The organism is Microbacterium sp. NPDC097977 (assembly GCF_040302605.1).
GTDB lineage: Bacteria > Actinomycetota > Actinomycetes > Actinomycetales > Microbacteriaceae > Microbacterium.
The window spans coordinates 12714-36830 of record NZ_JBEOUR010000033.1; the positions used below are offsets into that span (position 1 = coordinate 12714).

Sequence of the window (24117 nt, forward strand, 5' to 3'; positions counted from 1 at the left end):
AGCCGGGACAGGATGGCGTTCATCGCGGCCGCCGTCTGCGCCGTCGCCGGCGCCCTCATCTGGATCCTCTGGGTGCTGCCGATCGTGCGGTCGATCGAGGCCGCAGAGGACGTGCCCCTCGGGACGACGACGGTCGTCGACCTCGAGGAGGGGGAGCGGGTCGGCATCTGGGCCAGTGGCATCTCCGCGTCGCTGGGCACCATGGAGTGTCGAGCGGTCGGTCCCGATCACGACGTACGCCCGCAGCGCGGTCCCTCCGCACTGAGCTGGGACGACGTGCTGTGGTGGATGACGCCTCGGCCCGGGTTCGTGCAGTCGTCGCAGTTCACCGCGGCAGAACCCGGTGCGCACCGTGTGACGTGCCGGGATTCCCTCGACACGTACGACGGACGATTCCTCGTGGCGGGGGACTCGATCGGGCAGGGCAGCATCGGACTCGGCCGCAACGGCGGCGCGGACTTCGCCCAGGGGACCCTGTTGACCGCCGGCGCGGTGATGTGTCCACCTCTGGCCGTGTCCCTTCCGCTGGTGATCCTTGGTCGGAGACTGATCACCGGGGCGCGCGGACGCCGCTCTTAGCCCAGCGTCATCGGCAGCGAGCGGCCGACGAGACCGCGCCCCTGCGTCGCCAGCGTGCGGGCGAGCTCGCGGATCGCGACGGCCGCGGGATCGTCGGAGTCGTCGAGCACGAGGGGGAGACCAGCGTCGCCGCCGGCACGGAGCGCGGGGCTCAGCGGTATCGACGCGAGCAGGGGCGTGGGTGCCGTCTCCGACAGCGCCGCCGCGACGGCCGCGCCGCCGCCCGAGCCGAACAGATCGACGACGGTGCCGTCCGGAAGCGTGAAGGCGCCCATGTTCTCGACCACGCCGATCACCCGCTGACCCGTCTGGCGGGCGACGAGACCGCTGCGGATCGCCACGTCCGATGCGGCGGCCTGAGGGGTCGTCACCACGAGCACCTCGGCGTGCGGCAGCAGCTGGCCGATGGAGATGGCGATATCGCCGGTTCCCGGAGGCATGTCGATCAGCAGGATGTCGAGGTCGCCGAAGAAGACGTCGGTCAGGAACTGCTGCACGGTGCGGTGCAGCATCGGTCCTCGCCACGCCACGACCGCCTCGCCGTCACGGAGGAACATGCCGATCGAGATCGTCTTCACGCCGTACGCCACCGGGGGCAGCATCAGGTCGTCGATCCTGGTCGGCTGTGTGCCGGCGGGGATGCCCAGCAGACCGGGGATCGAGAAGCCGTGCACGTCGGCGTCCACGAGACCGACGGCGAGTCCCTGATCGGCCAGCGCCACGGCGAGGTTGGCCGTCATCGTCGACTTGCCGACGCCGCCCTTGCCGCTCGAGACCAGGATGACGCGGGTGAGCGAATCGGGACCGAAGGGCATCTGCCGCGGTGCCCGACCGGCGCGGAGCTTCTCGGTGAGGGCTTTGCGCTCGGTCGGCGTCATCACGCCGACCTCGACGTCCACGGCACGGATGCCGGGCACCGATGCGGCCGCAGCCCGCACGTCCGACTCGATGCGCGCCGCAGCGGGGCACCCGACGATCGTGAGCACGATCCCGACGTGAGCGCGGCCGTCGTCGACCGTGATGCCCCGCACCATGTCGAGGTCGCCGATCGGGCGTCTCAGCTCGGGGTCGGTCACCGCCGCGACGGCCGCGGTGACGGCATCCGCGGTGCTCATGAGGAGGATCTACCGCCGGTGCGCGTGTCGCCGGGGGCGTCGTCGGCATCGCCCAGCTCGGCGAGCATCGCCTTCAGCTCCTGACGCAGCACATCGCGCGTGACCACCTGATTGTTCTTCTCCTCGAGCGCCATCCGCAGGGCGACGATCTCCCTGGCGAGGTACTCGGTGTCGGCGAGGTTGCGCTCGGCGCGCTGGCGATCCTGCTCGATCTGCACCCGGTCGCGATCGTCCTGACGGTTCTGCGCGAGAAGGATCAGGGGCGCCGCGTACGACGCCTGCAGCGACAGCATCAGGGTGAGGGCCGTGAATCCGAGTGCGGCGTCGTCGAAGCGCAGGCTGTCGGGCAGCAGGGTGTTCCAGCAGATCCAGGCGACGCAGAACAGCGTCAGCATGAGCAGGAACGCCGGCGTCCCCATGGCGCGTGCGACCCATTCGGTGAACCGTCCGAAGCGGTCGCGTGACGTGGGGCGCGATCGCACCGTGCCCCGGCCGAGGGGTGCGTCGAGGCGCGGCGAGCGCGACCGGGCCATCATCGCACCTCCTTCGGCACGCTGGGCTCGTCGCTGTCATGCGTGCGCCAGTCGTCGGGCAGGAGGTAGTCGAGCACGTCGTCGATGCTGATGGCTCCGACGAGGCGGTGCGCGGCGTCGACGACCGGAAGCGACACGAGGTCGTAGCTGGCCAGCATCCTCGCGACTTCGGCGGCGGATGCCGTCACCCTGACGGGGTCGAGGCTGTCGTCCATGATCGCGCCGAGGCGCTCGTGCGGCGGATACCGCAGCATCCGCTGGAAGTGCACCATGCCGAGCAGGCGGCCGGTGGGAGTCTCGAAGGGCGGGAGCGTCACGAACACGGCCGCGGCGAGGGCGGGGTGGAGCTCGTGCCGACGGATCAGCGCCAGCGCCTCGGCGACCGTGGCGTCGGCGGAGAGGATGATCGGCTCGGGCGTCATCAGTCCACCCGCGGTGTCGGGGCCGTAGCGCAGCAGCATCCTGACGTCTTCGGCCTCCTCGGGCTCCATGAGTTCGAGGAGCTGCTCCAGACGGTTCGGCGGAAGCTGGGCGAGGAGGTCGGCCGCGTCGTCGGGCTCCATCTGGTCGAGGATGTCGGCGGCGCGCTCGTCGCCGAGGCGGTCGAGGATGTGCACCTGCTCGTCTTCGGGCATCTCCTCGAGGGCGTCGGCGAGGCGGTCGTCGGACAGCTCTTCGGCGACCTCGATCATGCGCTGCTGGGGCAGGTCGAGGAGGGTGTTCGCGAGGTCGGCGGCGTGCAGTTCGGAGTAGGACGCGACGAGCTGCTCGGCGGACTGCGACTCGCCGGGGGAGCGCTGCTCGGCGACCTCGCTCCACGCCGCGAAGGTCGTCGGTCCCTTGGCGAACGGCGATGCGCTGGTCTTCGGCCGTCGCAGGAAGAGCTGGCTGATCGCCCATTCCCCGAGACGGTTCGGCTCGATCGCCACGTCTTCGATCACGGCGGATCCGCCGCCCTCGACGAGGCTGACCCGGCGGCCGAGCAGCTCCGCCAGGACGCGCACCTCACCGGCGCGCGGGGAGAACCGCCGCACGTTGATGAGACCGGTCGTGATGACCTGTCCTGCGCGGATCGAGGTGACGCGTCCGATCGAGAGGAACACATGCCGTCGACCGGGGATCTCGACCACGAGCCCGATGACCCGGGGTGCCGCGGTACTTCGGTACACGATGACGACATCACGGACTTTGCCGAGCCGGTCGCCCACGGGGTCGAAGACGGCGCAGCCTGCAAGGCGCGCGGCGAATACCCGTTGTGTGCTCACCCGTCCAGCGTAGTGCGCGGGCCTGGACGGATGCCGCTGTCGTCGTGTCGGGGGCGTCGCCCACCGACGCGTCCCGCTCCGCCCCGTGGCGGGCATGGGAGAATGGCGGCATGAGCATGCTGAACCGTCCAGCTGACAGCCGCGATGAGGGCGAGATCGTCGCGTCCACCCGCGATTACGAGAACGCCCAGAAGACGGTGTCGAAACTGATCGCCCAAGAGGTGCCCGCGCGCGACATCGCGATCATCGGGCAGAGCGTGCGCACCGTCGAGCGGATCACCGGACGGCTCGGATACGCCGCCGCGGCGCGGTCCGGCGCCGTCAACGGCATCCTCATCGGCCTGTTCCTCTCCGCGATCCTCGTGATCGGGAACCCCGAGGTGCCGATGCAGCTCTTCGTCGGCTTCGTGTTCATCGGTGTCGCACTCGGCATGCTGCTGAGCCTCGTCACCTATGCGATCGTCCGTCGCCGCCGGGACTTCGCCAGCGTCACGCAGTTCGCCGCCGATCACTATGAGGTGCGCGTGCAGGCGACGTCGCTCGCCAAGGCGCGCCTGGCGCTGGGGGCACCGACGCCGACCGCCGTGCGTGCTCCGGTGGATCTGAGCGAGCCGCCCCGGTACGGAGAGCGGATCACCCCCGGAGGCGCCGCCGCGCCCACCCCTCCCGCCGCGCCCGAGCAGCCGGCGCCCGGCAGCGAGGCGACTCCGCCGCTGGGCGGGCCGCAGGGAACGCCTGAGGAGCCGAGCGTCCCGCCCCGGCCCGCCGATCCCGCACCTCCCGCCGATCCCGCACCTCCCGCCGACGGCACCGGCGCGTCGGACCCGTCGGCACCCGGCGTGCCGCCGCGCTCGCCGGAGACCGCCTGATGGCCGAAGGCCAGGGCTACGAGCCGCCGCAGGCACCGGACAGTGCGTCGCCGCCGCCCCCTCCGGGATATGCGCCGCCGCAGGCTCCGGGATACGCGTCGCCGCCGCCCGCACCGGGATATGCACCGCCGCAGGCGCCGGGCTATGCGCCACCGGCCGTTCAGGGCTATGCGCCACCGGCCGTTCAGGGCTATGCGCCACCGTTCGTTCAGGGCTACGCGCCACCGGCCGCACAGGGCTACCCGGTAGGCGGATACCCGGCGGGTGCGTACCCCGCCGCTGTCCCGCCCCGTGGTCTCCTGCCGTGGGCGCTCGGTCTGCTGATCCTGATCCCGTTCCCCTTCGTGGGTGGGATCGCCTCGGGCATCGCGATGGCGGTGAGCGGGGGAGCCTCACGCCGATTCGGCGGTGCGGCACGGGAGAACGCGCGCGCCGCGCTGAACTGGGGCCTCACGTATCTCCTCGTCTCGACGGTGCTGCTGGTGTCGCATTTCGTCATCCTGTCCACCCTCACCGCGGATTCCCCCGCCTCGGGCTTCTACCCGATCGGGATCCCGATCACGCTGTACTTCGCCGTGTCGGTCTTCCACCTGGCGCTCGTCATCATGGGCATGGTGCGGGCTTCGGGAGGCAAGATCATGCACGTGCCGTTCGCGATTCCCTACCTGCGCGCCTGATGTCCTCCGTCTCGGTCGATCTGCCCGCCGGGGAGACGACGGTCTCGGCCGACTGGGTCGCCGGGACGAACGGCTCGACCGTCGTCGTCGCGCACGGCGCGGGCACGGGCAAGGACCATCCGTTCCTCCAGGGGTACGCGGACGCGCTCGGAGCACTCGGGTTCTCGACGCTGCGGTTCAACTTCCCGTACGTCGAGCAGGGGCGACGGATGCCGGGACCGGCCACGCACGCGATCGCGACGTGGAAGGCCGTCGTGGCGTTCGCACGCGCGCAGGATCCGCAGGCGGCGGTGTGGGCCACGGGCAAGTCGTACGGCGGGCGCATGGCGTCGATGGCGGTCGCCGAGGGCCTCGTCGTCGACGGACTCGCGTACCTCGGGTATCCGCTGCATGCGCCCGGGAAGCCGGAGAAGCCGCGTGCGGAGCACCTGGCGGGCATCGCTGTTCCGCAGTTGTTCGTCGAAGGGACGAACGATCCCTTCATCCAGCCCCTCGCGCAGTTCGACGACGTCGTCGCCACCTGCCGGAACGCCAGGGTGGTCTGGATCGACGGCGGCGGCCACACCTTCGAGGTGAAGGGGCGAAAGCTTCCGGCATCCGAGATCGGCGCGTCTCTCGCGCCGATCGTCGCGGAGTTCGCGCGGCCCTGAGAGCATGGTGGGGTGAGTCTCGAACGAATCGCCCTGATCGCGGATGTGCATGGCAACCTGACCGCACTCGACGCGGTGCTCGCCGACATCCGGCAGCGGGGGATCACCCGCATCGTCAACCTCGGCGACACGGCCGGCAAGGGGCCGCGCGGGGAGGCTGCGGTGCAGCGCTGCCGTGCGGCGTGCGAGGTGAGCGTCCGCGGCAACTGGGACGACTTCCTCCCCTCGATCCCCGACGACGGGCCGCCCGAGATGCTCTGGTGGCGTGACGAGCTGTCGCCCTCCAGCAGGGCATGGCTCGTTGCGCTCCCGCTGAGCGTCGACCTCGCGCTCAGCGGCCGGCGGATCCGCCTGTTCCACGCATCGGCGCAGAGTCCGCACGTCAGGGTGCACCACCACCACACGCCCGAGCAGTTCTCGGCGATGTTCGAGGCGACGGAGATGACCGGCGACGGACCGCTGCCGGAGGTGGTCGGCTATGCGGACATCCACGACGCCTACATCGAGACGAACGACGGACGCACGCTGTTCAACGTCGGCAGCGTCGGAAACCCGCTCGACACGCCCGTGTCGTCGTACGTGGTCCTCGAAGGAGGGTCGTCGTCCGACGACCCCTTCGCCGTGCAGTTCATGCGGGTGCCGTACGACATCGAGGCGGAGATCGCCGTCGCCCAGTCGCTCGACATGCCGACGACCGACGTGTGGTCGATCGAGCTCCGCACCGCCGTGTTCCGCGGCCGCCAGTCGTGAGAGGCCTGCATCACGTCGAGATCTGGGTGCCGCGCCTCGACGAGGTCGTCGAGAGCTGGAGCTGGATGCTCGCGCGACTCGGGTTCGAGCTCACCGGGGAGTGGGCGGACGGACGCACCTGGACCGCAGGGGGCGCCTACGTGACGGTCACGGCCTCCCCGAACCTCACGTCCTCCGCCCACGATCGGCGTCGTGCGGGCGTGAACCACCTGGCGTTCTGGGGCGGCACGCGCGCCGAGGTCGATGCCGTGCTGGCGGATGCGGACGCCCACGGGTGGCGTCCGCTGTATCAGGAGAGATACCCGCATGCCGGGGGACCGGACCACTACGCCGGGTGGGCGGAGAACGCCCAGGGCTTCAAAGTCGAGATCGTCGCAGACCCGACGTCAGAGTAGCGACGCGAGGTCGGCGTCGGCGAGCAGCCGATGCATCGTGGAGAGTCCGAGAGCGCTCATGTCCGGGTTCGAGTCCTCGTAGTACCAGACCAGCCCCATCGCCTGCTGCAGCGCCCAGGCCGCGCCGCGCAGCCAGTCGACATCGCCGGAATCCAGGTGGTCGCGGATGATCCGACGGCGTGGCCCATCGAACAGATGCCAGGCGACGACGAGGTCGAGCGCAGGGTCTGCAGGGCCGAAGCCGCCGCTGTCGAGGACGCCGACCAGGCGATCGCCCGACACCAGGAGGTTGAACGGAGTGAGGTCCCGGTGGCTCATGACATCGGGGCCGGAGGGGGGAACGGAACGCAGTGCGCGCCACAGCCGCTGCACGCGAGGGGCGTCGAGCAGGTGACCGCTCCGCGCCACGCACAGCCCGATCCACTCGTCGTGGTCGGTGAGGACGCCACCGCGACCCTGCCCGTCGAAGACACGTCCGCGCGCATCCGCTGTCCGCAGCGACACGATCAGCCCGGCGACGTCGACCGCCAGCGAATCGGACGCCTCGTGGTGATCGTGACTCGCGGTCTCTCCGGGCACCCAGGTCTGCACGGCCCACGCTGACGGATACTCGGAGGTCGCCTCGCCCATGCCGACGGGCTGCGGTGCCGCCACGGTGCAGGTCTGCGCGAACTCGGACATGGCCTCGGCCTCCGCGGCCAGCGCCGTCCCCGTCGCGGGCAGCAGCGGGAACCGCGCCGACAGCTCATCGCCGATGCGGATGATCCGGTTCACGGTCCCCGAGGCGTGCACGGGTCGGAGCGGAAGGAGGGCGAACTCGGGGAATCTTCCGATGATCAGCCGCGCGGCGGCGTCATCGGCGAGCTCGAGCTCGCCCTCATGCATCCTCGAGGTCAGCCCTGGACCCGAGCGATCCAGGCCTCGACCTCGTCGGCGGTGCGGGGGATGTCCGCCGAGAGGTTGACCGGTCCGTCCTCCGTCATCAGGATGTCGTCCTCGATCCGCACGCCGATGCCGCGGTACTCGACCGGAACGGTGAGGTCGTCGATCTGGAAGTACAGGCCGGGCTCGATCGTGAACACCATCCCCGGTGCCAGGATCCCGTCGTAGTACATCTCGCGTCGGGCCTGCGCGCAGTCGTGCACGTCGATGCCGAGGTGGTGCGACGTGCCGTGGACCATGTACCGACGGTGGTGTCCGCCGGCGTCGCCGTCGAGCGCCTCCTGGGCGGTGACGGGGAGCAGACCCCACTCGGCCACGCGCTCGGCGATCACGCGCATCGCGGCTTCGTGCACCTCGCGGAAGCGCACCCCGATGCGTGCGGCGGCGAAGGCGGCGTCCGCCGCCTCGCGCACGGTCTCGTACACGCGGCGCTGGACGTCGGTGAACGTGCCCGAGACCGGAAGGGTGCGGGTGATGTCGGCGGTGTAGAGGCTGTCGGCCTCGACGCCGGCATCCACGAGGATCAGGTCGCCGGGCACCACGGTGCCGTCGTTGCGCGTCCAGTGCAGGTAGCAGGCGTGCGGGCCCGATGCGGCGATGGTGTCGTAGCCCTCGCCGTTCCCGTCCTCGCGGGCGCGGCGATGGAAGACGCCCTCGACGACGCGCTCGCCGCGGGCGTGCGCGATCGCGTCGGGAAGAGAGCGGATGACATCGTCGAACCCCTGGGCGGTGATGTCGACGGCGCGGCGCATCTCGGCGATCTCGAACTCGTCCTTGATCAGACGCAGCTCGGAGACGAAACGAGTGAGGTCGTCGTCCTCCTCCAGCACCAGCTCGCCGTCGACGCCGGCGTAGCGGTCGAGGTGCTCGGTGGCGATGTCGAGGTCGGCGGCGACGCCCGCGAGCGAGGGGCGGGGGCCGATCCAGAACTCGCCGACGGTCGCGTCGGCATAGAACTCGGTCGTCGTGCGGTCGGCGCGCTCGCGGAAGTACAGAGTGACGTCGTGTCCGCCGTCGGTCGGCTCGAACACGAGCACCGAGTCTGGCTCGGCGTCTGCCGCCCAGCCGGTGAGGTGTGCGAACGCGGAGTGCGCGCGGTGCGGGTAGTCGGTGTCGTTGCTGCGCTGCTTGAGCGAGCCCGCGGGGATGACCAGACGCCGGCCGGGGAAGGCTGCGGAGACGGCGGCGCGACGCGTCGCGGCGAACGACGCCTGCGGTCGGGGAGCCGGAACCGACTCCGGGCGCTCGGCCCATCCCGTCGAGATCGTGTCGAGGAAGCCGCGGGGGAACGGCTGCTTGCGGTTCGTGGTCGTCGCTTCGACGGTGGTCTCTGTCGTGGGCTCTGCGATCGTGTCGCGTTCTGCGGTGCTCATCGCTCCAGTCTGTCACCTGCGCGGAGCGCGCGGGATCTCAGCCTGCGGGCTCGAGCTGCACCACGAGTCCTCGGTGGTCGCTTCCGGTGGCGTCGTCGATCACCACGGACCCGGTGGGTACCCAGTTCGGTGATGCCATCACGTGGTCGATGGGGGTGCTCAGCAGCGCCGGGAGCGAGCTCGGCCAGGTTCCGCTGTAGCCGTTCCCGGTGCGCGAGGCGGCATCCCTGCAGTACCCCATGTCGCCGCCGTCGACGCCGAGACCCGCCATGTGGTCGATCGTGGCGTTGAAATCGCCGGCGAGGATGAAGTCGCCCGTCGGGCACTGATCGGCGATCCAGCGCAGATCGCTCTGCCACTGCGCCATGTCCTCCATGCGCGGTGCCACGGCATGCACGGCGACGATCGCCGGTCCTCCGGCGTTCGGGTCGACCGGCATCAGCACCACGCTGGGGACGGAGCCGGTGTTGTTCGAGCCGTCCTCCGACGACGGGATCACCGAGTACTCGCCGAGGTCGGGGGAGACGAGGACCGTGGTGTGCCACGACTTCGGACCGTCGACGACATCCGGCTGGAACTGCACGTGATGCACCCACATCGGATGCCCCTGATCCCGCAGCGACACGGCGATCTGCTCGCCGACCTCCTCCGTGGTCTCGGGGAGGGCGACGATGTCGGCGCCGCGCTCGAGGATCTGCCCCGCCACCTCGTCGGCCGAGACCTCGTCGCCCGCGGTGTTCCAGGTGAGCACGCGGATGCTCGTGTCGGTCGCCGCCGGGAGCGTGTCGCCGCCGAATCCGCGCTGGAGCCCGATGAGTCCCGTCGCACCGGCGCCGATCAGCGCGATGATCAGCACGGACGCCGCGAAGCCGCGCAGCGGCCTGGCGAGCAGGAGCAGCAGAGCGACCACCGCGGCCACGAGGAAGGCCGCGAGCACGACGCCCCTGGCCGCGACGATCTGCGCGAACGGGTAGGTCTGCTCGAGGTGGAAGAACTGCGGCCACACCGCGATCGCCGTCGCGATCGCGAGCAGCACCGTGACGAGAATCCCCAGTAGTCGAAGCATCCGCTCCAGCCTAGAAGGCGTCGCTGTGAAGACCCTGCCGCGGTGAGCACGGAGCCCCGGGCCGCGCTGTCGTCGGTACGCTCGGAGGATGGCTCTCGCTCGTTCCGCCCGCTTCGCCGGTCCCGCCGACCTGCACATGCATTCCAACCACTCCGACGGCACGGAACCGCCGGCGGAGGTGGTGCGCCAGGCGCAGCGATTCGGCGTGCGGACGATGGCGCTGACCGACCACGACCGCACCACCGGGTGGGACGAGGCCGCCGCGGCGACGGCCGAGCTGGGCATGACGTTCATCCCCGGCATGGAACTCTCCGCGAAGCACGAATGGCGCAGCGTGCACGTGCTCGGCTACCTGTTCGATCCGCTCGATCCGGCGCTGCGGGCCGAGACCGATCGGATCCGCGACGACCGCATCGGGCGCGCGGAGCGCATCGTCCGCAGCATCGGGCGCGACTACGACCTCGACTGGGACGACGTCCTCGCCCAGACGACGCCGGATGCCACCGTCGGCCGGCCGCACATCGCCGATGCGCTCGTCGCCCGCGGGATCGTCAAGGACCGCACAGAGGCGTTCGACGGCATCCTGCATCCGCGTGAGGGACACTACGAGCCGCACTACGCCCCCGATCCGCTGACCGCGGTGCGGCTGATCACGGATGCCGGGGGAGTCGCGATCATCGCGCACCCGGTCACCGTCGGACGCGACCGCATGATGCCGGTGTCGTTCCTCGAGACGCTGATCGCCGCGGGCCTCGGCGGATTCGAGATCGACCACCGCGAGAACACCGAAGCCGGCAAGAGGACGCTGCGCGCGGTCGTCGCCGCGCACGACCTGATCGTCACCGGCTCCAGCGACTACCACGGCACCGGCAAGCCGAACCTCCCGGGCGAGAACACGACAGCGGATGCCATGGTGGAGCGGTTGATCGAGCGGGCCTCCGGGTCGTCGCCGCGGTATCCCTGAAAGGAAGACGAAGGGGCGGATGCCGCGTCTGCGACATCCGCCCCTCTCATCGATCCGTCGGGGTGGCGCTCAGGCGCCGACGACCGGAGCTGCTCCCGCGCCCCCCGAGCCGCCGCGGCGGCGGCGACGGCGACGAGCCGGAGCGGGCTTTCCGTCGTGGTGCTCCTTGCCGGCGCCGTCGTGCGTTCCGGCGCCCTCGGCGCTGCGGTCGGCCGACGAGTCGGACGGCGAATCCGTCGAGGTCGTCGTCTCCGCGCCCTCCGCGAACGTCGAACCCACCGGGTTCGCGCCGCCGCGGCGACGCCGACGACGGCGGGTTCCGCCCTCGTCCGTGCCCTCGGCTGCTACGACGGCGGCGCGCTCGGGGCGCGGCGACCGCTCGGTCTTCACCGACTGCGTCTTGGGTGCGGACACGAGGCGTCCCTTTGTGCCCGCCGGGATGTTCAGCTCTTCGAACAGGTGCGGGCTCGACGAGTAGGTCTCGACCGGCTCGGGCTGACCGAACTCGAGGGCGCGGTTGATCAGCGCCCACTTGTGCAGGTCCTCCCAGTCGACGAAGGTCACCGCGATGCCGGTCTTGCCGGCGCGGCCGGTCCGGCCGGCACGGTGCAGGTACGTCTTGTCCTCGTCGGGGATCGTGTGGTTGATGACGTGGGTCACGTCGTCGACGTCGATACCGCGGGCCGCGACATCGGTCGCGACGAGCACGTCGCGCTTGCCGGCCTTGAACGCGGCCATCGAGCGCTCGCGCTGATCCTGACCCATGTCGCCGTGCACGCCGCCGACGTTGAAGCCGCGGTCGCCGAGCTCGTCGACGAGGCGCTGCGCCGCACGCTTCGTGCGGGTGAAGATCACGGTCTTGCCGCGACCTTCCGCCTGCAGGATGCGGGCGATGATCTCATCCTTGTCGAGCGAGTGCGCGCGGTAGACGAGGTGCTTGATGTTGGCCTGCGTGAGCCCCTCGTCGGGGTCGTTCGCGCGGATGTGGATCGGGTTCGTCATGAACCGGCGCGCGAGCGCCACGATCGGTCCGGGCATGGTCGCCGAGAACAGCTGGGTGTGACGCACCGCGGGGACCTTCTGGAAGATCTTCTCGATGTCGGCGAGAAAGCCGAGGTCGAGCATCTTGTCGGCCTCGTCGAGAACGACCTCGGTCGCGTTCGAGAGGTCGAGCAGTCGCTGACCCGCGAGGTCGATGAGTCGACCGGGGGTGCCGACGACGATCTGCGCTCCGGCCTTGAGCTGGTCGATCTGGCCCTCGTAGGCCTTGCCGCCGTAGATGGCGACGACGCTCGTCGAGCGGTTGCTGGTCAGCAGGTCGATGTCCTCGTACACCTGCACCGCGAGCTCACGCGTCGGCACCACGATGAGGGCCTTGACGCCGTGCTCGGGGTTCAGCCCCAGTCGCTGGACGACGGGGATGCCGAAGCCGAAGGTCTTGCCGGTTCCGGTCTTTGCCTGGCCGATGATGTCCTGGCCGGGAAGGCCGAGGGGGATGGTCTGCTCCTGGATCGGGAAGGCGTCGACGATGCCCTTGGCGGCGAGTGCGTCGACGATGTCCGGATCGATTCCGAGATCAGCGAAGGTAGTCAATGTTCAGATGCCTGTCCGGCGACCTGCGAAGATCGCCATGTTCACGGATCCACGCCGTCTCTTGTGCCACAGGCGCGGGCCCCGCTCCGACGGCGGGGACAACGACAGCCTACCCGAGGGGGTCGCCCGGACAGGAAGTGCGCGTCGTCCGAGTAATGTGAAGCCCGTGGTGAACTGGTTCTGGAGGCGTAGGGCGCCCCGACGCACGATGACGTTGCGCAGTCGCGGTGATCAGGGTGCGGCGACCCGCGTCGACTTCGCCGAGCTCGCCCCCGAGCTGCCGCGATTCCTCGGGCAGGCCGCCTATCTGCAGCTCGGCTACTTCGAGACGCTCACCCGGTTGATCAGAGCGACCCCCGAGCTGAGCGAGAAGGAGTCCCTCTCCCGAGCGGCGGGCGCCGCCCTGACCAAGCACCGGGCCATCGTCGACCTCATCGCCGCGCGCGGCGACGACCCGACGCAGCTCATGCTGCCGTTCCGCGAGAACCTCGACGCGTTCCGACGCAAGACGATCGGCGCACGGCCGCGCGAGACGCTCCTGGCCGTCTACATCACGGCGGGGATGCTCGACGACTTCTACTTCGCACTCGCCTCGAGCTACGGCGAGACGGGGGAGCGGGTCGCCGCGATCCTCGGCGAGGACGACGCCAGGCACGAGATCGTCGCGATCATCCAGGAGACGATCGACGGAGACGGGGAATGGCGCTCGCTGCTGTCGATGTGGGCGCGCCGCCTGGTCGGCGACACGATCCTCGTGTGCCGGTCGGCTCTGCGTCAGCCCGAGCTCGCGGCGATGAGCGAGGACAGGGTCGAACTGGTCTACACCGAGCTCATGGGTGCTCACGCCCGGCGGATGGACGCGATGGGACTCGCGTCCTGATCGACTCCCGGGCTGGGCGGTCGCGCCGGGATCAGATGCCGAGGGCGGCCTTGTTCTCGGCATCCGCTCGGGTGCGCGCCGCGACGATGGCGATCGTCAGCGCCGCGGCGACCACGACGGAGCCGAGCACGCTCGCGACCCACAGCCAGAGGTTGTCCTCGCCGACGCCGAGCCACTGCAGCCCGGTGTAGACGACAGCGGACAGAGCTGTGGCGATCGCCGGGGTCAGGGCGACTCCTCGGAGCTCCCGCCCGCCGATCAGGAAATGGGCGGCGACGCCGAGGACGCACGCCCCGATGAGTGCGAGCAGGATGTACATCGCGGTGTCAGGCGAAGAAGCCGACGCGACGGGACTCCTCGGTGCCGAGCTCGATGTACGCGAGGTTCGCGGTCGGGACCAGGTACGAGTTGCCCTTGACGTCGGAGAAGCTCAGGTGGGCCGTGTTCTGCTCGAGAGCCGAGGAGACCTGGCTGCGGACCTCGTCCGCGCTCGAGGCGGTCTCGAAGCTGAGCTCGCGGCCGGTGTTGGTGATGCCGATGCGGATTTCCACGCGTACTCCTGTTTTCCAGTCGACGATGCTGCGGTCGAGTCGACCACGGAGGTCGACGACTGCGCCCAACTCTACCGGGCGCGGACCGGCGGGGATCCTCCGCACGCCCGGTTTCGCCCTGAGCGCACAGGGGTGCCGGATCGCCGGAGCCGACGATGTCCCCGGGCCCCAGTAGCGTGGAGGACATGACAGAGGATGCCGCGCAGAACGCCGTGATCGGCGCCGATGCGACGGCATCCGCAGTCGTCATCGGTGCGCCGGGCACGGGCAAGACCCGCGCGCTCACCGAGCGCGTGGTGCGGCTCCTCGACACGGTCGGGATGCGTCCCGAGCAGGTTCTCGTGCTCACGCCCAGCAGACAGGCCGCCACCGCGCTGCGCGACCGGATCGGTGTGCGCATCGCCCAGGCCACCCCCGGACCGCTGGCCCGGTCGCTCGGCTCCTTCGCCTTCCAGATCGTGCGCGGAGCGATGGTCCGCGCCGGAGCGGAGCCGCCGGCGCTGCTGACCGGTGCCGATCAGGACCGGCTGATCTCCGAGCTGCTCGCGGGCGACACCGAAGACGCGCACATCGACTGGCCCGAGGCCCTGAGTCCCTCCGTCCGGGCATCGAAGGGGTTCCGTTCGGAGCTGCGGGCGTTCATCGACGCCTGCGTCGAGCTCGGCGCCCGGCCCGCCGAACTGCGGGCGACGGGCGATCCGGTCTGGACGGCGGCCGCCGACTTCCTCGTCGAGTACCGGGCGGTGCTCGACATGGCGCGCGCCTCCCATCGCGACGCGGCCGATCTTCTCGCCGAGGCCAGCACGATCCTGCAGACCGCCGACGCGGCGGCTCTCGGACCGCTCTCCGACCTGGCCGTGGTGCTGATCGACGACGCTCAGGAGCTCACGCGCGGGGGCGTGGCCGTCGTGCAGGCCCTGCGGCGACGCGGGATCGCGGTGTTCGCCTTCGGCGACCCCGACATCTCCTCGGGGGCGTTCCGCGGTGCGAGTCCCGAGCTCTTCGCCGACCTCGCCGCGGAACTCGGCGCGGTGCACGTGCTCGACGACACCCACCGTCAGGAGCCCGCACTCACCGCGCTCACGCGCACGGTCACCCAGGCGATCGGCGTCTCGGGGCGCGTCGAGCACCGCCGAGCGCCGCTGCCGCCGGATGCGACGGAGACGCCCGCCACGGTCGCGACATTCGTGGCTCCCTCTCCCTACGAGGAGCTCGACCGCATCGCGGGGGTCATGCGCGGATGGCATCTGAGCGACGACGTGCCCTGGGACCGGATGGCGGTGATCGCCCACGACACCCGCCAGGTGAGCGAGCTCGAGGCCGAGCTCGCCGCACGGGAGATCCCGACCAGGGCGGCGGGGGTGCAGCGACCGCTCGGCAGCGAGTCGGTCGTGCGCGACATCGTGGGGGTCGTCCGCCTGGCGCTCATTCCTCCCGACGAGCGCACCGCGCAGGACTGGGAGGAGGCACTGCGCACGCCGTTCGGCGGGATGGACGCGATCGGGCTCCGGCGGCTGCGCGCGCGGCTGCGGCATCTCGAGCTCGGGCACGGCGGGTCTACTCCGGCGCGCGAACTGCTGGTGCAGGCGCTGACGGCACCGGCGCACCTCGAGCTGATCGACGCCCAGGAGTCCCGCACGGCGGCGCGCTTCGCGCAGACCGTCGCCGAGGTGTCGGCGGGGGCCGCGGCGGGCGAGACGATCCACGACCTGCTCTGGCGGGTCTGGGACGCCGCACGCGCGGTCGACGGGCGGAAGCTGCAGATCGCCTGGCGCGAGATGTCGCTGCAGGCGAGCGGTGCCGAGACCGCACGCGCCCTCGACGCGCTCGTCGCCCTGTTCGGCGCCGCCAAGCGCTTCGTCGAGCGCACCCCGAACGAGAGGGCGGAGGTGTTCGTGCGCGACGTGCTCGACAGCGAGGTCCCCGAGGACTCCCTCTCGAGCCCCGACCGGCCGGGCAGGGTGACCCTGCTCACGCCCGCCACGGCGCTCGGCACCGAATACGACGCCGTCGTGGTCGCCGGGGTGCAGGACGGCATCTGGCCGAACGTGCGTCTGCGGGGCGGACTGCTGCAGACCTGGCGTCTGGCGGATGCGCTCATCGCGGCGAGGACCGGGACGGCGGAGCACGCGCCGGGTGTCCTCGATCGCCGCCGCACCGCACTCCACGACGAGCTGCGACTCTTTGTGCGCGCCATCTCGCGGGCGCAGCGGCGGCTCCTCATCACCGCGGTCGACGACGACGATCTGACCCCCAGCCCGTTCTTCGCCTTCCTCCCGCCACCCGAGCCCCCGGGCCTGCACGCCTCCGCCGAGCATCCGCTCACCCTGCGCGGACTCGTCGCCCGTCACCGACGAGTGCTGACCTCCTCCGCGTCGGCGGCGGATCGACGCGAGGCCGCAGGTCAGCTCGCCGTGCTGGCGAGGGAGGGCGTCCCCGGAGCGGACCCGGCCGACTGGTACGGCATCGCGGCGCCGTCGACGGTCAGCGCGCTGCGAGACCTCGCGACGGAGGGCGCCCGCGTGTCGCCGTCGAGGATGGAGTCGTACGAGGAGTGCGGTCTGAACTGGGCGGTCTCCGCGCTGGGCGGCGACACGGTGATGCCTCCGACCGCGGGCATCGGCACGATCATCCACGAGGCGATGGAGAAGGTGCCCGACGGTGACCTCGAGCGGATGCGGGAGGTCGTGGCCGAGCACTGGCCGGAGCTCGACTTCGAGACCGCGTGGATCGGACGCAAGGAGCGCCGACGTGCCGACATCCTCGTCGATCGCCTGCACACCTATCTCGGTGATGTGCGCCGCGACGGCGGCCGGGAGCTCGCCAGCGAGGTGGAGTTCCGGTTCGCGGTCGACGTCGCCGGCGACACCGACGCCCCGCCGGGCGTGCACCCCGTCGACGAAGACGCCGCGAACCGGGCCGTCATCCACGGCTACATCGACCGTGTCGAGCTGTACCCGCCGGGGGCGGGTGATCATCCTCATGCACGAGGTCAGAAGTGGCAGCCCATCGAGGGCGACGCGGGTCGCGAGCGGGTGGTCGTCGTCGATCTCAAGACCGGGCGGAGCGATCCCGAGTCAGACCCTGCCGTGACCGAGCACGCGCAGCTCGCGGCGTATCAGGTCGCCGTGCAGCAGGGACTCATCGAGGGCGCGCCCGCAGATGCGCTCGCGGGGGCCCGCCTCGTGATCGTCTCGAAGACGCTGGCGAAGAGCGACTACCGGGTGGCTCACCAGCACACCCTGGGCGATGAGGCCAGAGAAGCGTTCCTCCGGCGCGTCGGCGAGGCGGCGAGGGGGATGTCGGCGTCGAGCTTCACCGCGCAGGTCGAGTCGCACTGCGCCGACACGCAGCGTCGGGTGAATCCGTGCCGCATCCATACGGTGCCGGCGGTGAGCTCGTGAGCCTCGACGCGGTGCCGGTGGCCGCCGCCGCGGAGATCGGACACTGGCCAGGCACACGAGGGATCTCCGCGACGGACGTCGCGGCCGCGCTCGGGCAGCCGCCCCCCACTCCCGCGCAGCAGCGTGTGATCGAAGCGCCGCCGACGCCCGCTCTCGTCGTCGCGGGCGCGGGCAGCGGGAAGACCGAGACGATGTCGGGTCGTGTCGTGTGGCTCGTCGCGAACGGTCACGTGCGTCGAGACGAGGTCCTCGGACTCACCTTCACACGCAAGGCCGCCGGCGAGCTGGCCGAGCGCATCGGCGCACGGCTGGCCGTCATCGATGAGTACGGACGGCGCGGACTGCTGCCGTTCCTGCCCGAGATCGTGTCGTCCGGCGCACTCCGACGCGTCGACGACGCGGCACCGGGACGGCAGCGTGAGCTGGTGCGTCTGCACGTGCTCGACGAGCTCGCGGCGCAGCACGGCACGGGCTGGGATCCGGCCACGCCGCGCGCCGCCGAGGAGCTGATGATCCGGCCCACGGTGTCGACCTACAACGCCTTCGCCGACGGCATCGTGCGGGAGCATGCCGCTCGCATCGGTCGTGACACGGACGTCGCGATGCTCAGCCAGGCGGCGTCCTGGATGCTCGCGCGCGAGGTCGTGCTCCGCTCCGACCTGCCCGAGCTGGAGGACATCGACTTCGCGCTCGGCACGGTGATCGACGCCGTGCAGCGCCTGGCCGGCGACGTGCTCGACCACAGGGTCGACCTCGATCGCGCCGTCGCCCTCGCCCGAGAGCAGGCCGGGCAGTTCGAGCCCTACCGCGGCAATGCCGACGTCGAGAAGGCGGCGAGCAACCTCCGGAGCCTGGAAGCCCTCGCCGAACTCGTGCGGGAGTACATCGCCGAGAAGGAGCGCCGGGGGGTGCTGGACTTCGCCGACCAGGTCGGCGGCGCCTACGACATCGTCGAGTCGGCACCGGATGTGCGTGCCGCCCTGCGCGAGCAGCATCGCGTGGTGCTGCTCGACGAATACCAGGACACCTCCGTCATCCAGACGCGGTTCCTCGCCGAGCTGTTCCGCGACTCCGCGGTCATGGCTGTGGGCGACCCGCACCAGTCGATCTACGGCTGGCGCGGTGCGAGCGCCGACAACCTCTACGCGTTCTCCCGCACCTTCTCGAGTGCCTCGCAGGACGCGCAGACCTACAGTCTGATGACGAGCTGGCGCAACGACACCCGCATCCTCGACGTCGCGAACCGCGTTCTCGAGCCGCTGCGGCGTCCCGCGCTCGACGTGCCACCGCTCGAGCCTCGCCCCGGAGCGGGAGCGGGGGCGGTGGACGTGCGGTTCCCCTTCACCGTCGATGACGAGGCGGAGCAGGTCGCGGACTGGTTCGCCGATCGCCGTGTCGCGCACGCCGCGGTGTCGGGCTCACCGCACACCGGTGCCATCCTGTTCCGGTCGAAGCGCCACATGCAGACGTTCGCGGCCGCCCTCGCGGCGCGGGGGATACCGCACCGCATCCTCGGCCTCGGCGGGCTGCTGACCACGCCCGAGGTGGTCGACGTGGTCTCGACGCTGCGGGTCGTGCACGACCCGACCGCGGGATCGGCGCTGATACGGCTGCTCACCGGACCGCGCTTCGCGGTGGGGGTGGCCGACATGGCGGCGCTCTACGATCTCGGGCGCACGCTCGCCGAACGCGACACCGCGATGATGCCCCTGCCCGAAGAGGTGCGCGTGCGACTGCGCTCGTCCCGCGGGGCGGATGAAGCCGTGTCGATCGTCGATGCGGTCGACATCGTCCGCGCCGTGCGCGACGACTACCGACTGCTCGAGGGCATCAGCGCGATGGGGCGCTCACGCATCCGCGCCGCCGGAGAGATGCTCGAGCGATTGCGTCGAGCCACCTCCCAGCCGATCCCCGAGCTGATCCGTCTGATCGAGCTCGAGCTGCGACTCGACATCGAACTCGCGGCGAACGAGACCCGCGGCCCCGCACGGGTCGCGGCCACGCAGCTGCGCGCGTTCTCCGACGAGGTGCGCGCATTCCTGTCGGCCGACGAGCGAGGCACGATCGGCAGCCTGCTCGCCTGGCTCGACAAGGCCGAGAGCACCGACGAGCTGATGCCGCGCCCCGAACCCCCGGAGCCGGGAGTGGTGCAGCTGCTGACCATCCACGGCTCGAAGGGGCTGGAATGGGATTCGGTCGCGGTCGTGAGGCTGGTGGCCGATGAGCTCCCCGGCCGCGTCTCGGACACGTCGGGATGGTTCGGATTCGGTGTCGTGCCGTTCGCGCTGCGCGGCGACCGCGATGCGCTGCCGCGTTTCGACTGGGACCCGGAGTCCGCCGTCGGCGACGAGACCGATCCGAAGAGGCGCCAGGCGCTCGCCCAGTCGTCGCTGTCGGGCGGGATATCCAAGGCGCAGCCTCAGGGTGGGGCGCTTCGCCGCTTCAAGAACGCGTACCGCGATTATCAGCAGCAGGAGGAGCGACGGCTCGCGTACGTCGCCGTGACGCGCGCCCGCACGGATCTGCTCCTGAGCGGCTCGCACTGGGCCGGGCAGAAGTCGCCGCGGGTGCCGAGCGCCTATCTCGTCGAGGCGATGGAGATCCTCGGCCTCGAACCGGTGGATCCGGTCGACCCCGACGAGAACCCCTACGAGGGGCCGGGGGCGACGCTGACCTGGCCGCTCGATCCCCTCGGCGCGCGTCGACGGGTCGTGGAGGCCGCGGCATCGGCGGTTCGGGCGGCCGCAGAGAGCGAGCCGGCCGCCTCTCCCGAGCTGTCGAGGCTCCTGGCCGAACGAGCCGCGCGCATGCGAGGGACCGACGCACCGCCGCCCACCCGCGTCCCCGCCTCTCGCTTCAAGGACTACGTCACGGACTTCGGCGGCACGCTGTCATCGATCGTCCGCCCCATGCCGGAGCGGCCGTACCGGCAGACCCGTCTGGGCACGCTCTTCCATGCCTGGGTGGAGCGTCGGAGCGAACTCGTCGGAGTGGGGCGGCGCGTCGACGAGGCCCTCTGGGAGATCGACGACGAAGACGACGCCCCCTTCGGGCAGGACATCGGAGGCGCGGTGGTCTCGCCGGCGGATGCGGCCGATCTCGAGACGCTCCAGGAGATCTTCGAGCGCAGCGAATGGGCGGGACGGCAGCCCCTCGCCGTCGAGATCGAGATCGACTTCGCACTCGGGGGAGGCGCGGCCTCGGGCGACGACGGCCACATCGTGATCTGCAAGCTCGACGCCGTGTACCGCAGGGAGGACCGCGGTGGTCGTATCGAGATCGTCGACTGGAAGACGGGAAAGGCCCCGCGCACGGCGCAGGAGAGAGAGGAGCGGATGCTGCAGCTCGCGCTCTACCGGCTCGCCTACCATCGCCGTTTCGGGGTGCCGCTCGAGGAGATCGACGTGGCGCTCTACTACGTCGCCGACGACCTGATCATCCGCGGTGATCGGATCTACTCCGAGTCCGAGCTCTTCCAGCGTTGGAGCGCAGCACGCGCCGCGCGCTGAGCCTCGTCCTCGGGGTGAGCCTCGTCCTCGGGGGACGACTCGTCCGATCCGTAGGCGGTGTCACCCGACGGGCGCGCATCGACGGCATCGTCACTGCGCTGCGCGTCACCCGGGCGTCCCGGTGCCTGATCCCGGTGCTCGTCCGCGCGCACGGACGAGAGGTCCTCGGTCGCGAGGCTGCCCACCTGCATACGGCGCGCGGCCTCTGCAGCGGCATCGGACATGTCTCCGGTGGCGTCTTCGTCGTGCCACAGCTCGTTCGGGTTGTACGCATCGGTCTGCATCGACGTGTCCACGTCCGCGACGGCGGCGGCAGGCACCCGGTCCAATGCGTCGAGTGCCGAGTCGACACCGTCACGTCGCGAGGCGATCACGCCGAGGTCGTCGTCGTGCAGGCCGTCGGCGAGCGACTCGAGCAGCGCGGCGGCGTCATCGACGATGTCCTGCCGACGCAGCGAGTCGCCGTGCACGAGCCAGCGGGCGAACTCCAGCTCGGCGTGCAACCGCGCACGGACCTCGAGTGCGGCGTCGGTGCCGCGGTCGGCGGCCCTGGCGTACGCCGCATGCACGTCATCCGCCGCGTCGGGGGCCGCCGAGAGCCACGAGAGGTCGATGGCGGGGTCGCCGACGGACAGCGAGTGCCAGCCGATGAGACCGGTGACCTCGGGGCCGAGATCCGGGTCGTCGCGGAAGAGGAAGGAGGTGGATTGGACGCCCCCGAGCACCACGGTCGACTCGTAACGCCACAGGTCGTCGTCCGCGACGGCGTCGCGCCAGCGGATCGTCAGGCGGGCCGGGACACGACCGGTGGATGCCGCGGCATCGACGAGGCGGATGAGCTCGTCGCGGCTCTCCTGCGCCGAGCGGGTGGCGAGGCCGGCTCCGCGCACGACCGACGTCGGCAGGGTGTGCACGGCGGCGATCGCGGTGCCCATCGATTCGGCCGCGCCGCGTCCCGCCGGGACCATGGCCGCCTCGATCTGGAATCCGGGCAGCAACTCGGTCACGAGCGCACGGGAGTCGCCCAGACGGGTCTCGCCGATGTACTCGGGCGCGCGGAAGGGCAGCATCGCGCGCGCACCGGCCGTGAGCGCGCGAAGCGCGAGCGCCTCTGCGGCGAGTTCACTGGCGGTCTCGTCGTCGTCCGCGACGCGGATCGCGAGTTCGCGTCCATCGGCGAGCGTGGCGACGGCGGAATCGAAGCGTCCGTCGCCGTCGGCGCTCAGCGCGCGGGCTCCGGTCACCTCCGCGCCCGGCAGTGCGGCAGTCACCGCCGCGGCTAGAGTGAAAGGAGAGCGTCGCATACCCCCAGGGTAGGTGGACGCAGGGGCGGTCCCGCTTCCGCCACGCCCGTGAGAGAGGGAGCCGATGACCATGAAGACCACGTCTCTCGACCGCGCCGCGGACCTGAGGGGCGAGCCAGGACTCATCGACCGGCTCCGCGCCGACCGCACGACCCGGGTGATCGCCACGCGTGGCGGTCGGGTGCGCATCGCGGACGGCGACGTCGATCATGCCGCGCTCCTACGGGTTCCCGCAGAGGAGATCGTCGACGCCACCTGGGCTCTGCTGGGTCGTGACCCCGACGGCCACGCCATCCTGTTGGCCGTCCTGCCGCCTGAGCCCGAGACCGAGAGCGTCGATACGGCCCCGGATGAGATGTGGCTGGGTCTGCGCGATCTGGGTGCCCGCCTCGCCGCCGACGAGACCGAGCTGCTCATCGAGGCTCTCGCCCTGGGCGGCTGGCTGCGGGACGCGCCGTTCTGCCCGTCGTGCGGCGGAGGCACCGAGCTCCGACAGGCGGGGTGGTCGAGGCACTGCCTCGTCTGCGGGCGCGAGCACTTCCCGCGCACGGACCCCGCGGTCATCGTGGCCGTGGAGAGCGCCGACGGCGAGCGTCTGCTGCTCGGCGCCAACGCGAACTGGGGAGGCCGCATGTACTCCTGCTTCGCGGGATTCACGGAGGCGGGGGAGTCGCTCGAGGCCACCGTGCACCGCGAGCTCGAAGAGGAGTCCGGCGTCCGACTGGCCTCTCTGCGCTACGTCTCCTCGCAGCCGTGGCCCTTCCCCCGCTCGCTGATGCTGGGCTTCCGTGCGGTCGTCCTCGACGAGGGCGATGTGCGTCCGGACGGCGAGGAGATCATCGACGCGCGGTGGTTCACCCGGGCGGAGATCGGTTCCGCTCTCGCCGGTGACGGACCCGTCGGCCTTCCTGGCCCGTCGTCCATCGCCCGTGCGCTGATCGTGTCGTGGTTCGAGGAGCGCGCGTGAGCGCGCTCGACGCACTCGACGAACGGCAGCGGGAGGCGGCATCCGTGCTGCGCGGACCTGTCGCGGTGCTCGCGGGCGCCGGCACGGGGAAGACCCGCGTGATCACCCACCGGATCGCCCACGGCGTGGACACCGGAGCGTACTCGCCCTCGCGCGTGATGGCGGTGACGTTCACCGCCAAGGCGGCGGGAGAGCTGCGGGGGCGCCTGCGGGCGCTGGGCGTCGAGGGCGTCGCCGCGCGGACCTTCCATGCGGCCGCTCTGGCGCAGCTGAACTTCTTCTGGCCGACCCTTGCGGGCGCTCCCGCTCCGTCGATCATCGACAACAAGGTGCGGATGCTGGGGCAGGCCGCCGACGCCATGCGCCTGCGCCCGAGCACCGCCACGCTGCGCGACATCGCCTCCGAGATCGAGTGGCGCAAGGTGTCGATGCTCTCGGTCGACGCGCACGCGGCCCTCGGGCGGTCGGTGAGCGGTGTCGACACGCAGCAGCTGGTGGAGCTGCAGCAGCGCTACGAGGCCCTGAAGGACGAACGGCATCAGCTGGACTTCGAAGACGTCCTGCTGGCGTGCGCGGGGATGCTGGAGGCGGAGTCCCGTGTGGCGGCGTCGGTGCACGAGCAGTATCGGCACTTCACGGTCGACGAGTATCAGGACGTGTCGCCGTTGCAGAACCGTCTGCTCGAGCTCTGGCTGGGCGACCGGCGCGACATCTGTGTCGTGGGCGACGCC

22 protein-coding genes are annotated in these 24117 nt (G+C 71.0%); 12 read left to right on the forward strand and 10 right to left on the reverse strand.

Features of this window, described 5'->3' with window-relative positions:
* The first annotated feature begins 12 nt into the window (after positions 1 to 12).
* Positions 13 to 579 (forward strand): hypothetical protein, encoded by a 567-nt coding sequence (locus ABTZ43_RS09370; protein WP_350538598.1) that lies wholly within the window; start codon positions 13 to 15, stop codon positions 577 to 579.
* On the opposite strand, the gene ABTZ43_RS09375 is transcribed toward ABTZ43_RS09370, so the two are convergent.
* Genes ABTZ43_RS09375 through ABTZ43_RS09385 form a run of 3 tightly spaced genes read right to left on the reverse strand, consistent with a single transcriptional unit; the run spans position 576 to position 3492 of the window.
* Complete coding sequence (locus tag ABTZ43_RS09375; RefSeq protein ID WP_056416238.1) at positions 576 to 1694, reverse strand: Mrp/NBP35 family ATP-binding protein; 1119 nt, start codon at positions 1692 to 1694, stop codon at positions 576 to 578. The two genes, ABTZ43_RS09370 and ABTZ43_RS09375, sit on opposite strands and share 4 nt — an antisense overlap.
* The gene (locus ABTZ43_RS09380; protein WP_056416240.1) at positions 1691 to 2227 is read right to left on the reverse strand and encodes a DUF1003 domain-containing protein; all 537 of its coding nucleotides are present in this window, start codon (positions 2225 to 2227) and stop codon (positions 1691 to 1693) included. The genes ABTZ43_RS09375 and ABTZ43_RS09380 overlap by 4 nt, the downstream gene beginning before the upstream one ends.
* Positions 2227 to 3492 carry a magnesium transporter gene (locus ABTZ43_RS09385; protein WP_056416243.1) on the reverse strand — a complete coding sequence of 422 codons (1266 nt, stop codon included), beginning with the start codon at positions 3490 to 3492 and terminating at the stop codon, positions 2227 to 2229. The genes ABTZ43_RS09380 and ABTZ43_RS09385 overlap by 1 nt, the downstream gene beginning before the upstream one ends.
* A 110-nt stretch (positions 3493 to 3602) precedes the next feature.
* Here ABTZ43_RS09385 and ABTZ43_RS09390 point away from each other — a divergent pair, with 110 nt between their 5' ends.
* The 5 genes from ABTZ43_RS09390 to ABTZ43_RS09410 are packed head-to-tail and all read left to right on the forward strand — an operon-like array spanning position 3603 to position 6833.
* Entirely contained in the window at positions 3603 to 4361 is a 759-nt protein-coding gene (locus ABTZ43_RS09390) for a YflT domain-containing protein (protein WP_350538599.1), read from the forward strand.
* Complete coding sequence (locus tag ABTZ43_RS09395; protein ID WP_350538600.1) at positions 4361 to 5038, forward strand: DUF4870 domain-containing protein; 678 nt, start codon at positions 4361 to 4363, stop codon at positions 5036 to 5038. The genes ABTZ43_RS09390 and ABTZ43_RS09395 overlap by 1 nt, the downstream gene beginning before the upstream one ends.
* On the forward strand, positions 5038 to 5688 hold the full coding sequence (locus ABTZ43_RS09400; RefSeq protein ID WP_350538601.1) for an alpha/beta hydrolase family protein: 651 nt from the start codon (positions 5038 to 5040) through the stop codon (positions 5686 to 5688). Before ABTZ43_RS09395 ends, ABTZ43_RS09400 begins: the two co-directional genes overlap by 1 nt.
* Positions 5689 to 5700: 12 nt before the next feature.
* Positions 5701 to 6438 (forward strand): metallophosphoesterase family protein, encoded by a 738-nt coding sequence (locus tag ABTZ43_RS09405; RefSeq protein WP_350538602.1) that lies wholly within the window; start codon positions 5701 to 5703, stop codon positions 6436 to 6438.
* Complete coding sequence (locus ABTZ43_RS09410) at positions 6435 to 6833, forward strand: VOC family protein (RefSeq protein WP_056416259.1); 399 nt, start codon at positions 6435 to 6437, stop codon at positions 6831 to 6833. The genes ABTZ43_RS09405 and ABTZ43_RS09410 overlap by 4 nt, the downstream gene beginning before the upstream one ends.
* Here ABTZ43_RS09410 and ABTZ43_RS09415 read toward each other — a convergent pair.
* Genes ABTZ43_RS09415 through ABTZ43_RS09425 form a run of 3 tightly spaced genes read right to left on the reverse strand, consistent with a single transcriptional unit; the run spans position 6825 to position 10214 of the window.
* On the reverse strand, positions 6825 to 7718 hold the full coding sequence (locus tag ABTZ43_RS09415) for an aminoglycoside phosphotransferase family protein (RefSeq protein ID WP_350538603.1): 894 nt from the start codon (positions 7716 to 7718) through the stop codon (positions 6825 to 6827). The two genes, ABTZ43_RS09410 and ABTZ43_RS09415, sit on opposite strands and share 9 nt — an antisense overlap.
* An 8-nt stretch (positions 7719 to 7726) precedes the next feature.
* On the reverse strand, positions 7727 to 9148 hold the full coding sequence (locus ABTZ43_RS09420; protein WP_350538604.1) for an aminopeptidase P family protein: 1422 nt from the start codon (positions 9146 to 9148) through the stop codon (positions 7727 to 7729).
* 37 nt (positions 9149 to 9185) lie between these two features.
* Positions 9186 to 10214 carry an endonuclease/exonuclease/phosphatase family protein gene (locus tag ABTZ43_RS09425; RefSeq protein WP_350538605.1) on the reverse strand — a complete coding sequence of 343 codons (1029 nt, stop codon included), beginning with the start codon at positions 10212 to 10214 and terminating at the stop codon, positions 9186 to 9188.
* Between the two features lie 88 nt (positions 10215 to 10302).
* On the opposite strand from ABTZ43_RS09425, the gene ABTZ43_RS09430 reads away from it, so the two are divergent.
* A complete protein-coding gene (locus ABTZ43_RS09430; protein ID WP_350538606.1) occupies positions 10303 to 11178 on the forward strand; it encodes a PHP domain-containing protein in 876 nt (291 codons plus the stop codon).
* Between the two features lie 69 nt (positions 11179 to 11247).
* On the opposite strand, the gene ABTZ43_RS09435 is transcribed toward ABTZ43_RS09430, so the two are convergent.
* Positions 11248 to 12771 carry a DEAD/DEAH box helicase gene (locus tag ABTZ43_RS09435; protein ID WP_350538607.1) on the reverse strand — a complete coding sequence of 508 codons (1524 nt, stop codon included), beginning with the start codon at positions 12769 to 12771 and terminating at the stop codon, positions 11248 to 11250.
* Positions 12772 to 12937: 166 nt separating this feature from the next.
* Between ABTZ43_RS09435 and ABTZ43_RS09440 the strand changes: the two genes are divergently transcribed.
* The gene (locus tag ABTZ43_RS09440) at positions 12938 to 13651 is read left to right on the forward strand and encodes a ferritin-like fold-containing protein (RefSeq protein WP_056416276.1); all 714 of its coding nucleotides are present in this window, start codon (positions 12938 to 12940) and stop codon (positions 13649 to 13651) included.
* Positions 13652 to 13682: 31 nt separating this feature from the next.
* Here ABTZ43_RS09440 and ABTZ43_RS09445 read toward each other — a convergent pair whose 3' ends face one another.
* Positions 13683 to 13970 (reverse strand): hypothetical protein, encoded by a 288-nt coding sequence (locus tag ABTZ43_RS09445; RefSeq protein ID WP_056416279.1) that lies wholly within the window; start codon positions 13968 to 13970, stop codon positions 13683 to 13685.
* A gap of 7 nt (positions 13971 to 13977) precedes the next feature.
* On the reverse strand, positions 13978 to 14202 hold the full coding sequence (locus ABTZ43_RS09450) for a DUF3107 domain-containing protein (protein ID WP_045255502.1): 225 nt from the start codon (positions 14200 to 14202) through the stop codon (positions 13978 to 13980).
* A 185-nt stretch (positions 14203 to 14387) separates the two neighbouring features.
* On the opposite strand from ABTZ43_RS09450, the gene ABTZ43_RS09455 reads away from it, so the two are divergent.
* The gene (locus ABTZ43_RS09455) at positions 14388 to 17606 is read left to right on the forward strand and encodes an ATP-dependent helicase (RefSeq protein ID WP_350538608.1); all 3219 of its coding nucleotides are present in this window, start codon (positions 14388 to 14390) and stop codon (positions 17604 to 17606) included.
* A 35-nt stretch (positions 17607 to 17641) separates the two neighbouring features.
* Positions 17642 to 21115 carry an ATP-dependent helicase gene (locus ABTZ43_RS09460; RefSeq protein ID WP_502885363.1) on the forward strand — a complete coding sequence of 1158 codons (3474 nt, stop codon included), beginning with the start codon at positions 17642 to 17644 and terminating at the stop codon, positions 21113 to 21115.
* Here ABTZ43_RS09460 and ABTZ43_RS09465 read toward each other — a convergent pair.
* Positions 21061 to 22419, reverse strand: coding sequence for a protein kinase family protein (locus ABTZ43_RS09465; protein ID WP_350538609.1), 1359 nt, complete (start codon positions 22417 to 22419; stop codon positions 21061 to 21063). The two genes, ABTZ43_RS09460 and ABTZ43_RS09465, sit on opposite strands and share 55 nt — an antisense overlap.
* Before the next feature lie 64 nt (positions 22420 to 22483).
* Here ABTZ43_RS09465 and nudC point away from each other — a divergent pair, with 64 nt between their 5' ends.
* A complete protein-coding gene (gene nudC, locus ABTZ43_RS09470) occupies positions 22484 to 23386 on the forward strand; it encodes an NAD(+) diphosphatase (RefSeq protein WP_056416288.1) in 903 nt (300 codons plus the stop codon).
* Positions 23383 to 24117 (forward strand): UvrD-helicase domain-containing protein (locus tag ABTZ43_RS09475; RefSeq protein WP_350538610.1); only part of this gene is annotated, 735 nt, incomplete at its 3' end. The genes nudC and ABTZ43_RS09475, both read left to right, overlap by 4 nt.

Excerpts from the sequence above, each read along its gene's own strand:
- ABTZ43_RS09370 (WP_350538598.1), top strand. The coding sequence starts at position 13 with ATGGCGTTCATCGCGGCCGCCGTCTGCGCCGTCGCCGGCGCCCTCATC.
- ABTZ43_RS09375 (WP_056416238.1), bottom strand. The coding sequence starts at position 1,694 with ATGAGCACCGCGGATGCCGTCACCGCGGCCGTCGCGGCGGTGACCGAC.
- ABTZ43_RS09380 (WP_056416240.1), bottom strand. The coding sequence starts at position 2,227 with ATGGCCCGGTCGCGCTCGCCGCGCCTCGACGCACCCCTCGGCCGGGGC.
- ABTZ43_RS09390 (WP_350538599.1), top strand. The coding sequence starts at position 3,603 with ATGAGCATGCTGAACCGTCCAGCTGACAGCCGCGATGAGGGCGAGATC.
- ABTZ43_RS09395 (WP_350538600.1), top strand. The coding sequence starts at position 4,361 with ATGGCCGAAGGCCAGGGCTACGAGCCGCCGCAGGCACCGGACAGTGCG.
- ABTZ43_RS09400 (WP_350538601.1), top strand. The coding sequence starts at position 5,038 with ATGTCCTCCGTCTCGGTCGATCTGCCCGCCGGGGAGACGACGGTCTCG.
- ABTZ43_RS09415 (WP_350538603.1), bottom strand. The coding sequence starts at position 7,718 with ATGCATGAGGGCGAGCTCGAGCTCGCCGATGACGCCGCCGCGCGGCTG.
- ABTZ43_RS09420 (WP_350538604.1), bottom strand. The coding sequence starts at position 9,148 with ATGAGCACCGCAGAACGCGACACGATCGCAGAGCCCACGACAGAGACC.
- ABTZ43_RS09425 (WP_350538605.1), bottom strand. The coding sequence starts at position 10,214 with ATGCTTCGACTACTGGGGATTCTCGTCACGGTGCTGCTCGCGATCGCG.
- ABTZ43_RS09430 (WP_350538606.1), top strand. The coding sequence starts at position 10,303 with ATGGCTCTCGCTCGTTCCGCCCGCTTCGCCGGTCCCGCCGACCTGCAC.
- ABTZ43_RS09445 (WP_056416279.1), bottom strand. The coding sequence starts at position 13,970 with ATGTACATCCTGCTCGCACTCATCGGGGCGTGCGTCCTCGGCGTCGCC.
- ABTZ43_RS09455 (WP_350538608.1), top strand. The coding sequence starts at position 14,388 with ATGACAGAGGATGCCGCGCAGAACGCCGTGATCGGCGCCGATGCGACG.
- ABTZ43_RS09465 (WP_350538609.1), bottom strand. The coding sequence starts at position 22,419 with ATGCGACGCTCTCCTTTCACTCTAGCCGCGGCGGTGACTGCCGCACTG.
- nudC (WP_056416288.1), top strand. The coding sequence starts at position 22,484 with ATGACCATGAAGACCACGTCTCTCGACCGCGCCGCGGACCTGAGGGGC.